The sequence below is a fragment of the Pontibacter chitinilyticus genome (assembly GCF_039748935.1).
Lineage (GTDB): Bacteria > Bacteroidota > Bacteroidia > Cytophagales > Hymenobacteraceae > Pontibacter > Pontibacter chitinilyticus.
Genome location: NZ_JBDIZJ010000005.1, coordinates 19,350 through 33,248 on the forward strand (window position 1 = coordinate 19,350; position 13,899 = coordinate 33,248).

Sequence of the window (13,899 nt, forward strand, 5' to 3'; positions counted from 1 at the left end):
TGAAGGTTGAGTCTCCCAATTCAACGCGCCTGCAAGGGGATCAAGAGCAATGCAGCGAAGACTGTCGCTATACTTTATACTTCATCAGCCTGTTTATACCTTTGTCTTTGGCTCCCGCGAGTCACAGACTCGCTTTTATACTTCGTCACAGGTGAATACCCGCGCCAGTCAGGTGATGTAAATAATATAGCATTTACTTCAGCTCCATAAACTTGCGGCGCATCACTTCCTGCACGGGCAGGTTCTCGATCTTGCTCTCGAGCCACGAAATAATGTCTAAGTATAAAAAGGGCCGTCGCTCCAGCGGGTTGGCGGCAATACGCACCAGCTTTTCTTTCAGCGCGACAAATGCCTCCTTCAGTTGAAGCGGTGTAATATCACCCAGGCTACGCAGAAATTTGAAGATCTCGATCTGCATCTGCTGCTGGTTGTTCATTTTGCCCAGGAAGTGGTACACCGACTTGATCTGGTATTCCAGCGCCTCGTCCTCACCGGCCTCGTAGTGCGCAATCAGGTTGAGGATACGGGCAAAGCACTGGATGTCTTCGCGCAGGCTGGTGTCTTTGTAGCGAATGATCTTGTTGAGGTAATCAATGGCTTTATAGTTGTCGCCGCTGCCAAAGTATAAGCTGGCAATCTTAAAGTAAAATACCAGCCGCCGGTGCGAATCGAGCTGCACCTGGAAGTAGTCGAGCTTCTCCAGGATGTCGGGCACAATTTCGAGGCCATCCGTAAACCGACCCTCCATAAAATACAGGTTGATCTTGTTGGTATTGATATAGAGGAACAGCAACATCTCATTGTTGGTGCTGATGCGGCGGGTTTCGTCCGTTGCAAAAGCTTCCAGCCGTGCTAGTATCTGCTTAAATTTGCTGTAGTATAGCAAATTAAACGAAGCAGTCAGCATGTTGTGGAGGCCCTTGATATACAGCATTGTCTGCTTGTCTTTCATGCCCGGGTTCTCCTCAAACAAATCTACCCACTTGGTGGCATAGCGGTAGGAGGCCCTGAAATCCTGGGTAATATGATAGTACCAGACGTGCGCCTGGTAGTAGTATAGTTTCTCAAAAAAGCCGGCCTTCTTCAAATCTAAGGCAGGCAGGTTTTCTTTAAAAAAAGCGGTAATGCGCTCATGATCTTCTGCATTGCGGGCATGGCCCACTTTGATGTAAAGGCCATACAGGCGGAGCGCCACATTCGAGAGATCGTGCGTGTGCGTGACATGCAGGGCCGTATCCATTGCTTCGGCCGATAATGTTTCCGCTCTGTCGCTCAGGCTGCGGGTGATGTGCTGCGACTCGATCAGCTTTTCGAAATCCAGAGCAGCGAGGGCAACGTGCGGCAACTCGGCCTGCAGGGCCTGGGCCTTCACCTTCTCCAGCATCTTGAGGCTTTGCTGGTAAAAGCCTTTGTTATAGAGCACCCGGGCATAGTCCAGCTGCTCGTGTAGTTGGATGTCGAGGTTCTGGTTGGCCTGGTATAGCCGCAGGCTGGACAGCAGCTGCTTGTAGAGGTTGGCTTTCAGGTTGGCCAGCTGCACTTTTTTAATGGCCGGTGCCTGCCGCAGCACTTTCTCATCATCATATACCTCCTGCTGGTCTAGCGCATCGAACAGCTGCAGGAATTTGAGCCCCTCGTTGGAACCCTGCCGGTTTGTAAACAGCCGGAAGTGCCGCTTTTCAGAGCGGGTCAGGGACTTAACCAGTTGAAATACCGGATCGGTGTTTTCGTTAGGCATTGTATCTTTTTGGTTGCTATATAACTGATAATAAATAATTTATACTTTAAGTTTCTGCTTTTAGAAATAGTAGACAAGTATAAATAAGGTTTTTGGAGCTGCCGCAAAAGACGGTAATTGTACTTAGATTAAAATACTGTTTTTGTATTAAAGACTAAATAAACGATGTCAGCTCAGAAAATACAAATTTTTGATACAACGCTGCGGGATGGCGAGCAAGTACCGGGATGTAAGTTAAACATGAACGAGAAACTCATTATTGCCAGACAACTGGAGCTGCTGGGGGTAAATGTGATTGAAGCAGGCTTTCCGGTTTCCAGTCCGGGCGATTTTGAGGCGGTGAAAGCTATAGCGGCGCAAACAAAGGAAGCAACCGTGTGCGGCCTTACGCGTGCCGTGGAGAACGATATCCGCGTAGCCGCCGACGCGCTGAAAGCTGCCCGTTTTCCGCGCATCCACACCGGAATTGGTACCTCCGAGCTGCACATCAAGTATAAACTACGCTCTACGCAGGAAGAAGTAATGGAGCGCGCGGTGGCTGCGGTACGCCTGGCGAAAAGCTTTGTGGAAGACGTGGAGTTTTACGCTGAAGACGCCGGCCGCACCGAGAATGAGTTCCTGGCCCGCGTTTGTGAAGCGGCCATTCAGGCGGGTGCTACCGTGCTGAACATTCCGGATACCACCGGCTATTGCTTGCCCAACGAGTATGGCGACAAGATCAAATACCTTTACGAAAACGTGAAAGGCATTGAGAAAGCCTGCCTCTCCACCCATTGCCACAACGACCTGGGCCTGGCTACGGCTAATTCTATTGCCGGTGTGATAAACGGTGCCCGGCAGATTGAATGCACGATCAACGGCGTAGGCGAACGCGCTGGCAACACCGCGCTGGAAGAAGTGGTGATGATCCTGCGCCAGCACCCTTACCTGAACTTAGAGACGAGTATAAATACCAAGCTGCTGGCCGAAGCTTCGGCCATGGTGTCGCACATGATGCGTATGCCGGTGCAGCCCAACAAAGCCATAGTCGGAGCAAATGCTTTCTCACACTCCAGTGGCATTCACCAGGATGGCGTGATCAAGTGCCGCGAGACCTATGAGATCATTGACCCGAAAGACGTCGGGGTGCAGGATTCGTCTATTGTGCTGACAGCCCGTTCCGGCCGTGCGGCCCTGGCTTTCCGGCTTCAGAAGATCGGCTATGCCTTTGATAAGTTCACCCTCGACAAAGCCTACGCTTCTTTTTTGATTGTAGCCGACAGCAAGAAAGAGGTTGTGGACCAGGATTTGCATGAGTTAGTGGAACAGGAGAACCTGATTACAGCAAACTAAAATGGCGAAGTCGTTATTTGATAAAATATGGGATGCCCACGTGGTGAAATCCATGGCGGGCGGATTGGATGTGTTTTACATTGACAAACACCTGATACATGAAGTAACCAGCCCACAAGCTTTTGATGAACTGGAGGCCCGCCACCTGCCTTTGTACCGCAAAGAGCAGATTGTGGCTACCGCCGACCATAACGTGCCGACCCGCAACCAGCACCTGCCCATAGAGGAGCCGCTCTCGCGCTTCCAGGTAGAGAAGCTGACGGAGAACTGCGCTAAGTATGGCGTGGAACTCTATGGCCTGGGGCACCAGCACCAAGGCATTGTGCACGTCATCGGCCCGGAACTCGGCATTACGCAGCCCGGCATGACAATCGTGTGTGGCGACAGCCATACCTCCACCCACGGCGCCTTTGGGGCAATTGCCTTTGGCATTGGTACCAGCCAGGTGGCGCAGGTAATGGCCTCGCAATGCCTATTGCTAAGCCGCCCCAAGCGCATGCGCATTGTGGTAGACGGTGAACTGAAAAAGGGCGTAACCGCCAAAGACCTGATTCTGTATGTCATCTCTAAACTGGGTACAGGTGGCGCCACCGGCTACTTTGTAGAGTATGCGGGCAGTGCTGTACGCGGCTTAAGTATGGAAGGCCGCATGACGGTGTGCAACATGAGCATTGAGATGGGTGCCCGCGGCGGCATGATCGCCCCGGACGAAACCACTTTTGCTTACCTGCAAGGCCGCCCCTTTGCGCCGCAGGGAGAGCGCTGGGAGCAGGCAGTTACCTATTGGAAAACCCTTTACTCCGAAGAAGGAGCTACGTTCGAGGCCGAATTTACCTTCGATGCCAGCGACATTGCTCCTATGATTACGTATGGCACGAACCCGGGGATGGGCATTGCCATTAGCGACGCTATTCCGGCAGCAGTGCCAGCCAGTGAAACGGTGAGCTTTAACAAATCGCTCGAATACATGGGCTTTGCACCCGGCGAGTCGCTGGTGGGCAAAGAGATCAACTATGTATTTATCGGCAGCTGCACCAACTCCCGCATCGAGGATTTGCGCACCGTAGCGGACTTTGTGAAAGGCAAGCACAAGGCCAGCAACGTGGAGGCTATTATAGTGCCGGGCTCCAAGCACGTGGAACTGCAGGCCAGAGCCGAAGGGCTGGATAAAGTACTGGCCGAGGCCGGTTTTGAACTGCGGGAGCCGGGCTGTAGCGCCTGTCTGGCTATGAACGAAGATAAGATTCCAGCCGGTGCTTACTGTGTTTCTACCTCTAACCGCAACTTCGAAGGCCGCCAGGGACCTGGCTCCCGCACTTTGCTGGCCAGTCCACTGGTAGCAGCGATAACGGCAGTAGAAGGAAAGATTGTGGACATCACCCCATACCTAAACTGATGGAGAAGTTTGAAGTTTTACGGTCGGCCGCCGTGCCGCTCCCGATAGAGAATATAGATACCGACCAGATCATACCGGCCCGTTTCCTGAAGGCGACTTCCAGGGCGGGCTTTGGCGAAAACCTGTTTTGCGACTGGCGCTACGACAGCAGCGGCCATCCGAAGCAGGACTTTGTGCTGAACAACGGGAAATACCAGGGCCAGATCCTGATAGCTGGCAAGAACTTTGGCTGTGGCTCCAGTCGCGAGCATGCGGCCTGGGCCATCTATGATGCCAACTTCAAAGTGGTGATTTCAAGCTACTTTGCCGATATCTTCCGGGGCAATGCCCTTAACAACGGACTGCTGCCCTTGCAGGTAAGCGATGAAGTGCTGCAGCAGCTTTTTGAGCAGATAGAACGGGAGCCGCAAACAGAATTTATAGTGGACCTGCCGAGCCAGCAACTGGTAGTGCCTGTATGGGAGAAGAACATTCCCTTCGAGATTGACCCGTATAAGAAAGAGTGCCTGATCAACGGGTACGATGACATTGATTTTTTAGTGAATCAGAAAGACGCGATTGAGGCGTACGAAAACAACAGACCATGGGCGTATTAAGAAAAAGAATTGCAGTGCTTCCCGGCGACGGAATAGGTCCGGAAGTATGCAACGAAGCAATAAAAGTATTAACAGCGGTATCCGAACGATTCGGACACCAGTTTGATTTTGATACCCAACTGATGGGCGCCTGCGCCATTGATGCCACTGGCACCCCGCTGCCGGAGGAGACGCTGGATGCCTGCCTGGAGGCCGATGCCATACTATTGGGAGCTATCGGCGATCCGAAGTATGACAACAACCCGGCCGCTAGGGTACGACCGGAGCAAGGCTTGCTGCGGCTGCGCAAATCGCTGGGCCTATACGCGAACATCCGCCCGGTAACGGCTTATGATGTGCTGCTCGACCACTCGCCGCTGAAAAACGACCGCATTGCGGGGGCCGATATGCTCATCTTCCGGGAATTGACCGGCGGCATCTACTTCGGCGAGAAAGGCCGCACTGCCGACGGAGCGTTTGATAACTGTACCTATAGCCGCGAAGAGATTGCGCGTGTGGCGCACCTTGCCTTCGAAGCAGCACTCAACAGGCGTCGGAAACTGACACTCGTAGACAAGGCTAACGTGCTGGAAACTTCCCGTCTGTGGCGTGAGGTGGTGCAGGAGATCGCGCTGGATTACCCGGAAGTAGCGGTAGATTACCTCTTTGTAGATAACGCTGCGATGCAGCTCATCCTGAATCCCCGGCAGTTTGATGTGGTCCTAACGGAGAACATGTTTGGTGATATTCTGTCGGATGAGGCTTCGGTGATTGCCGGGTCGTTGGGCCTGTTGCCCTCCGCTTCGGTAGGTGATCGGGTTGCGCTTTTCGAACCTATTCACGGTTCTTTTCCGCAGGCAAAAGGCAAAGGCATCGCCAACCCAATAGCCACGATCTTATCGGCTGCCATGATGCTGGAACATTTCGGCCTGCAGGATGAAGCAGACCTTGTAAAAGAAGCCGTGCAGAGTGCGCTGCACAAACGCATCCTGACGCCGGAGCTGAATGCCGCCTCGCCCTACAGTACCGAGCAGGTAGGCAGTTACATTGCCTATTATGTAGTGGAAGGCAGCGAGTCGCTTCCGCATAAAAACAATATTGAGATCGGCCTGAGTACGATTATTTAAAGTATAGCAAGCCGCTGGTTCAGGTGGTTGTTAAAATATATTGTTTGTTTAATGGTGAGTTCTCCCACTCACTTTTGAAGCCCGGGCACTCGCCTGGGCTTCTCTCATTACTGGGCCTGGCGTTTCAGGAATCAGACCATTAACTTGCCTCAAGAACGGGTTCTGCACGCAGGTAACGCACACTTTGTACTTATCTGTACTTAGAGCATAAAAAATTGGAACTTATACTTTGTGTAATCTTTTTACTACTTTGGAATTACAATCAGTCTGCGCTTACCGCATTTATGTCCTATAAAAAGCTTTTAATTGTTGTCCTATACGTGCTGGGGAGTATATCCCAAGCCTTTGCGCTGCCTGCTCAGTACCGGTTTTCTCTGCTGGATATTAACAACGGCCTGTCGAATAACCAGGTAAAGTGTTTTCTGAAGGATAGCCGGGGTTACCTGTGGATCGGGACAGTGGCCGGCCTGAACCGGTATGATGGCTTTAAAGTAAAAACTTTCCGCTATCACTCCAGCGACTCTTCCTCGCTGGCTGGTAACGATGTGTTAAAGCTGTTTGAGAGCCCGGATGGCCGCCTGTGGGCACAATCCGTGACAGGCTACAGCGCCTTTGATCCGGTAACGGAGAAGTTTCAGCGGGGGCAGGGCCAGCTGGCAAAGCAGTACAAGCTGCCAGCAGGCACTGTAGAGGATATCACCACCGATACCGAAGGCAACTACTGGTTTATAACCACCGGAAAGGGCATTACGCGCTACAACCCGAAGACGCATGTTGCTGTAAACCTGAAGCATTCTTTTTCGCGCAAAAGCTCTCTTAGCACCAACTATATTTCTGCCATACATGCCAATGCGGCCGGAGACATCTGGGTGATTCACAGCAACGGCATCCTGGAAAAGCTGGACCGGAAAACGTTGCAGGTGGTGGAGCGCAACGACGACATCTATAAACAATATAACCAGGAACTGCTGCATTATGATTTTATCGTGGACAGCGATAACGACTTGTGGCTTTACCAGTCCCTGAACGAAGGCGGCGTGTTCTTTTATGATCATAAGACCAGGTCGCTGGCGCACTTCGATAAAAAATCAGAGCGGGTGCCCCTCAACAACAACATGGTCCGGAGTATTGTGGAAGGGGAGAAAGGCCTTATCTGGATCGCTACTGACCACGGCGGCATCAACCTGGTAAATAAGCGGGATTTTTCGGTGCAGTACATCCGGCACGATGAAGAAGTGCGCAACAGCCTGGCGCATAACAGTATCAATACCTTGTACAAAGATGCTGAAGGCATTATCTGGGTAGGTACGTTTAAAAAAGGGGTTAACTTCTACCACCCGAACATCATCCGGTTCCCGCATTACAAACACCAGGCCTCCGACAGCAGAAGCCTGCCTTACGATGACGTGAACACCTTTGTGGAAGACGACAAAGGCAACCTCTGGATTGGCACCAACGGTGGCGGCCTGCTCTACTATAACCGGAGCGCCGGCACCTACACCCGCTATTCCCACGACGGAAGCGACAGCAACAGCGTCACGAGCGATATCATTGTGAGCCTGCTGATCGACCGGAACAAGGAACTCTGGATCGGCACCTACCTGGGCGGGCTCGACAGGTTTGACGGCAAAACGTTTGTGCACTATAAAAATAAGCCTAATGATCCGCAAAGCCTCTCAGACAATAGCATCTGGGAGCTTTTTGAAGACTACGGCGGCAATGTTTGGATCGGTACGCTGCACGGCGGCTTGGAGCTGTTTGACCGTGAGCGGAACATGTTTCATCACTCCAGAGCTGCAGGAGGCGAGTACCCCATCCATTGCGATTACATTTCTACCATTACCGAAGACAACCGGGGCAACCTGTGGGTGGGCGGCGGCTTTGGCGTTGATGTGTTTAACAAGGAGACCGGCAAGAGCACGTACTTCACCCATGAACCTGCCAATCCGGGTAGTCTGATCAGCAATAACATCCAGTCCATTCACCAGGACAAGTATAACAACATCTGGATCGGCACCAGCGAAGGGCTGGACCTGTACCAGGAGAAGCAGAACACATTTACCCATTTTACAACAGAAGATGGCCTGCCCAGCAGTTCCATCATTTCTATACTTGAGGACGATAAAAGCAACCTGTGGCTCAGCACGCCCAACGGTATCAGCAACGCCGAGATCAGCCGCGCTGCTGGCAGTGCCGGGAAGGTGCGCATCACCTTTCGCAACTTCGATGAACTGGATGGCTTGCAGGGGAAGGTGTTCAATGAGAATGCAGCCCTCAGAACGAGCAAAGGCGAGCTCATCTTCGGCGGTCCGAACGGGTATAACCTGTTCTATCCACATAATATAAAAGTAAATACCACGGCGCCACGCATTCTGTTCACCGATTTCCAGCTCTTTAACAGGAGTGTGGAGGTGAACAAGGCGATAGGGGGCCGCATTATACTTCCGAAGTCTGTCTCCGAAACAAAGCTGATCACGCTGAAGCACGATGAGAATGTGTTTTCGGTGGAATTTGCCGCTCTTAATTATTTCCACCCCGAAAAGAGCCGGTACAAGTATAAACTGGAAGGATTTGACAAGGAGTGGCATACGGTGGATAACCTGAACAGGCGCGTGACTTACACCAACCTCGACCCGGGCAAGTATGAGCTGAAGGTGCTGGCATCGAACAACGATGGCATCTGGAACGACAAAGGAACGAGTGTTGAGCTTGCGGTGCTGGCCCCGTTCTGGCGTACAAAAGAAGCTTTCCTGCTATATTTTGTTCTTGGCATTATCATCCTGGTAGTAGCCCGGAAGCTGGAGCTACAGCGGGCCAGGTCTAAGTTTCTGGTAGAGCAGCAGCGCCGCGAAGCCCAGCAACTGCACGAGCTGGACATGATGAAGATCAAGTTTCTGACCAATGTGAGCCACGAATTCCGGACGCCGCTCTCACTTATACTTGCGCCCATCGACAAGCTGCTCAACAGCACAACCGATCAGCAGCAGCAACAGCAATTTCAGATGATCAACCGCAATGCCAAACGGCTGCTGAACCTGGTAAACCAGCTGCTGGACTTCCGCAAAATTGAAGTGGATGAAATCAGCTTTCATCCGGCGGAAGGCAATGTGGTCAAGTTTGTGCAGGAGGCGGTTTACTCATTCTCCGACTTGTCAGAAAAGAAAAACATCGCTTTGACTTTCCATTCGGCTTTAGAGGAACTGCAGGTTTCTTTTGATATGGACAAGATGGAGAAGATCCTCTTCAACCTGCTCTCCAACGCCTTTAAGTTTACACCAGAGTTTGGCCGGATTGAGGTGGAGCTGGGCTTTTTTGATAACGACTCCTCCTCCGAAGGGATCAAGATACTGGAAATCAAAGTAAAAGACACCGGCATTGGCATACCTAAAGAGAAGCAGGCAAAAGTATTTGAACGCTTTTTCCGCGACGATGTGCCGGATAATATCCTAAACCAGGGCAGCGGCATTGGCCTTTCGATCACAAAGGAGTTTGTGAAAGTACACGGCGGCATCATCACCGTAGATAGTGAGCCGGGAAAAGGAAGCTGCTTTAAAGTGTCGCTGCCGGTGAAAGAGTTGAACTACTGTGTCTTACCGGTAGCTGAAATGGCAAACAGTGAGGAGCAGCAGGTAGTGGTGGAGCCGGTGCCGGTTGCGGGCGCCAACAGTGTGCCGGTGGTGCTGCTGGTGGAGGACAATGAAGATTTCCGGTTTTACCTGAAAGATAACCTGCAGGAGCACTTTACTATCATCGAGGCCAAAGACGGCAAAGAAGGCTGGCAGAAGGCCCTCTCGCACATGCCTGACCTGATCGTAAGCGACCTGATGATGCCGCAACTGAATGGCATTGAGTTCTGCCAGAAGATAAAGCAGGACCCGCGCACTTCGCATATTCCGTTTATCCTGGTCACGGCGCATGCATCTGAGGAACAAAAGCTTAAAGGGCTGAACATTGGCGCCAACGACTACGTGACCAAGCCATTCAACTTCCTGATCCTTTTCTCGCGCATCAAAAACCTGATTAAACAAAACGAGCAGCTGCAGAAAGTATTCGAGCGGAAGATCAGTGTGCAAACTACCGAAGAGCAGATCGTGTCCTTGGACGACAAGCTCATCCAGAACGCCATCAAAGTGGTGGAGGAAAACCTCTCGGAACCTGATTTCTCAGTGGAAGCTCTTAGCAAAGAGCTGGCGGTGAGCCGGGTGCACCTGTATAAGAAAATGGTTGCCATAACGGGGCAATCGCCGGTGGAGTTTATCCGCAAGATCCGGTTGAAGCATGCTGCGCAGCTGCTGGAGAAAAGCCAGCTCACTGTAGCTGAAGTGGCCTATAAGGTAGGCTTCAACAACCGGAAATACTTTACCAAGTACTTTAAAGACGAGTATAAAATTCTGCCTTCGCTTTATGCTGAAAGTAAGCAGCAGGAGAGCGAGAAGCACACATAGTATACTCCTGAAACTAGTTTATACCTGAAAGCTGCGCGAGCCATCGCGCAGCTTTTTTTGTCTTCGCCTGTGCCCTTCTCATCCAGCGAAGTATGGCTTTGTTAAAGAGGTTGACTTTGTAAAGTGCTATTCAGGTGCAGGAGGCTGATGCCGCTGAGGCTGCTTGCGGGCATATTGCGCTGGTATACTTAGCTGTGCGAATAATCAACGAAGGCAGCACGAAACAGACGTTTTTCTGCCGCTTCGGCAACATTAGGTGCTCTGTAGCTCTAATGTTAACACAGTGTTATCACATCGGAAACATTTGGTACCCCCCGTTATGGAAGCCCTTCGCTACCTTGTTTACCGGAATGTCAGTCTGCTCTGAGCGAGCTTGAATTGGAATATTACTAAAAACATATATGAAGAGAATCACTATTCTATACCTGGTACTATTTATGGCGTTCTCGTCTTTCAAGGGGCCGGGAATTAAAAGCTATAAAAAGCTGGACGATGGCGTGCTAATAGAACTACAGCAGGAGAACCCTGGCGACGCCCGTTTTGTGAAGCTGCAGGTAATCGCCGATAACATCATTCATGTGTCGGCCACGCCCACCAGCAGTTTTGCCGATACCAAAAGCCTGATGGTGCTGGAGAAGGCTGCCAATGCCAAAACACCCTGGAAAATAAATGAAACCAAAGAGGGGCTGGTGCTAAGCACCGATAAACTGCAGGTAAAGGTAGCCAGCAACACCGGAGAGGTCACTTTTTATGATAAGGCCGGCAAGCAGATCCTGCAGGAGAACAAGGGCAACTATGCCACCTTCGCGCCTGTGCAACTGGGGCAGGAAAAGGCTTATAAACTGCAGAAGTCGTTTAACGTAACGCCCGACGAGGCTTTTTATGGCCTGGGGCAGCACCAGGCAGGCCTGATGAACTACCGCGGCTGGCAAGTGGACATGACACAGTATAACTCGGTAGCCGTGGTGCCGTTTTTCGTGTCCAGCAACAACTATGGCGTGCTTTGGGACAACAACTCCATCACCAAGTTCGGTGATGTGCGGCCGTACCAGGAGCTATCTGCACTCAAACTTTACAGCAAAGACGGACAGCCCGGCGGCCTAACCGCTACTTATGCCTTTGACCCCAAAGCTGGCAAAGCGCCTATCGTGCGGCAGGAGAAGGAGATCAGCTACGAGTTTCTGGAGGATCAGAAAGATTTTCCGGAAGGGTATAACCTGCAGGATGGCACCATTACCTGGGAGGGCTACATCGAGAGCGACCAGAGCGGCGAGCATCATTTTACCATGCCCGGCTCCGGCTATGTGAAAGTATGGGTGAACAACGACCTGGTACTCGACAAGTGGCGCGAAGCCTGGAACCCGGGCCTGTCGGTGTTTAAGCACGACTTGCCAAAAGGGCAGAAGGTGCCTTTTAAAATTGAGTGGCTGCCGGATGGCGGACAATCCTACCTGGCGCTCCGCTACTTAACGCCACAAAGCCCCGAAGAACTGAACCGCTTTGCCTTTGCCTCGGAGGCCGGCGACAAGCTGGATTACTATTTTGTGAAGGGCAACAACCTGGACGAAGTAATCAGCGGCTACCGCACCTTAACAGGAGCTGCACAGGTGATGCCGAAATGGGCGATGGGCTTCTGGCAGAGCCGGGAGCGCTACAAAACACAGGACGAAATTCTGAACACAGTAGCTGAGTTCCGGAAGCGCCATATTCCGCTGGATAACATCGTGCTGGACTGGTCTTATTGGAAAGAGGACCAGTGGGGCAGCCATGAGTTTGATGAAACGCGCTTTCCAGACCCGGCTGGCATGATCAAACAACTGCATGACAAGTACCACACGCATTTCATGATCTCGGCATGGCCCAAGTTTTACCCGCAAACCGAGAACTACAAAGCCATGGACAAGCAAGGGTTTCTATACAAAACAAGTATAAACGAAGGTATAAAAGACTGGATCGGGAAAGGCTATATTTCTACGTTCTATGATGCCTTCAACCCGGCAGCCAGAGCGCTGTACTGGAAGCAGCTGAGTGAGCAGCTGTATGTAAAAGGTGTGGATGCCTGGTGGCTGGATGCTTCTGAGCCGGATATTCTGTCGAACTCTACCATAGAGCACCGCAAAGCGCTGATGAATCCAACTTACCTCGGCTCTTCAGACAAGTACTTCAACGCTTATGTGCTGGTGCACAACAAAGGCATTTACGAGGGGCAGCGGGAGATGAACCCTAATCAGCGGGTGTTTATACTTACCCGCTCGGCCTTTGGCGGCCTGCAGCGCTACGGGGCCGCCACCTGGAGCGGCGACATTGCCGCTACGTTTGAGGAGATGGGCCGCGAAATTCCGGCAGGCTTGAACTTCTGTATGTCCGGGCTGCCTTACTGGACCACCGATATAGGCGGCTTTTTTGTGGAGAACAAGTATGACCGGCCACGGCCGGAGGGCGAAGCGCTGGAGCAGTGGCGCGAGCTGGAGACCCGCTGGTACCAGTATGGCACCTTTACGCCGCTGTACCGCTCACACGGGCAGTTCCCGTACCGCGAGGTATTCAACATCGCTCCCGAAGATCATAAAGCCTACCAGTCTATTGTATACTATAACAAGCTGCGGTACCGCCTAATGCCCTATATCTACTCGCTTACCGGCCAGGTATACCACAACGATTACACCATTATGCGGGCGCTGCCCATGGACTTTGCCCAGGATAAAAATGTGCTCAACATCGGCGATCAGTTTATGTTTGGCCCCAACCTGCTCATCAACCCGGTGCATACTGCTAAAGCGACTTCGCGTGCGTTATACTTGCCGGCAGGCACCGGCTGGTATAACCTGTACAATGGCACATACCAGCAAGGTGGCCAGCACATTACAGCCGCAGCTCCTTACGAGCGCATACCGATCTTTGTGAAAGCAGGCGCTATCCTTCCCTTTGGGCCGGAGATCGAGTATACGGACCAAAAGCCAGCCGACGTGATTACGCTGTATGTATATGGCGGCAAAGATGGCCAGTTTACCCTCTACGAAGACGAGAATACCAACTACAACTATGAGAAAGGCAAGTTCGCCAACATCCCGATCACTTATACCGATGCGTCTAAAACGCTGACCATTGGCAAGCGCCAGGGAACCTTCGATGGCATGCTGCAGAACAGGACCTTCCACATTGTGTACATCAATCAAGCCAAACCCCACAACTTAGAATTCGATGCGAAGCCGGACCAGGTAATTCCCTATACCGGAAAAGCAATGTCTGTGAAGCTGAAGTAGATCATAGTGCCTAAAAGAGAGTC

At 51.8% G+C, this 13,899-nt stretch carries 8 protein-coding genes; 7 read left to right on the plus strand and 1 reads right to left on the minus strand.

What is annotated here, in order from left to right; all coding sequences use genetic code 11:
* Positions 1–49 precede the first annotated feature (49 nt).
* Positions 50–181 carry a hypothetical protein gene (locus ABDW72_RS09880; RefSeq protein ID WP_347158387.1) on the plus strand — a complete coding sequence of 44 codons (132 nt, stop codon included), beginning with the start codon at positions 50–52 and terminating at the stop codon, positions 179–181.
* Positions 182–193: 12 nt separating this feature from the next.
* On the opposite strand, the gene ABDW72_RS09885 is transcribed toward ABDW72_RS09880, so the two are convergent.
* Positions 194–1,738 (minus strand): hypothetical protein, encoded by a 1,545-nt coding sequence (locus ABDW72_RS09885; RefSeq protein ID WP_347158388.1) that lies wholly within the window; start codon positions 1,736–1,738, stop codon positions 194–196.
* A 165-nt stretch (positions 1,739–1,903) separates the two neighbouring features.
* Between ABDW72_RS09885 and ABDW72_RS09890 the strand changes: the two genes are divergently transcribed.
* The 6 genes from ABDW72_RS09890 to ABDW72_RS09915 all read left to right on the plus strand — a co-directional run bounded on the left by ABDW72_RS09890 (position 1,904) and on the right by ABDW72_RS09915 (position 13,876).
* The gene (locus ABDW72_RS09890) at positions 1,904–3,070 is read left to right on the plus strand and encodes a 2-isopropylmalate synthase (RefSeq protein ID WP_347158389.1); all 1,167 of its coding nucleotides are present in this window, start codon (positions 1,904–1,906) and stop codon (positions 3,068–3,070) included.
* A 1-nt stretch (position 3,071) separates the two neighbouring features.
* The gene (leuC, locus tag ABDW72_RS09895; protein WP_347158390.1) at positions 3,072–4,466 is read left to right on the plus strand and encodes a 3-isopropylmalate dehydratase large subunit; all 1,395 of its coding nucleotides are present in this window, start codon (positions 3,072–3,074) and stop codon (positions 4,464–4,466) included.
* Positions 4,466–5,062, plus strand: a complete 597-nt coding sequence (gene leuD, locus ABDW72_RS09900; RefSeq protein WP_347158391.1) for a 3-isopropylmalate dehydratase small subunit — start codon at positions 4,466–4,468, stop codon at positions 5,060–5,062. The genes leuC and leuD overlap by 1 nt, the downstream gene beginning before the upstream one ends.
* On the plus strand, positions 5,050–6,168 hold the full coding sequence (gene leuB / locus ABDW72_RS09905) for a 3-isopropylmalate dehydrogenase (protein ID WP_347158392.1): 1,119 nt from the start codon (positions 5,050–5,052) through the stop codon (positions 6,166–6,168). The genes leuD and leuB overlap by 13 nt, the downstream gene beginning before the upstream one ends.
* A 284-nt stretch (positions 6,169–6,452) precedes the next feature.
* On the plus strand, positions 6,453–10,613 hold the full coding sequence (locus ABDW72_RS09910; protein WP_347158393.1) for a two-component regulator propeller domain-containing protein: 4,161 nt from the start codon (positions 6,453–6,455) through the stop codon (positions 10,611–10,613).
* Positions 10,614–11,014: 401 nt separating this feature from the next.
* Positions 11,015–13,876, plus strand: a complete 2,862-nt coding sequence (locus ABDW72_RS09915; protein WP_347158394.1) for a TIM-barrel domain-containing protein — start codon at positions 11,015–11,017, stop codon at positions 13,874–13,876.
* Positions 13,877–13,899 lie beyond the last annotated feature (23 nt).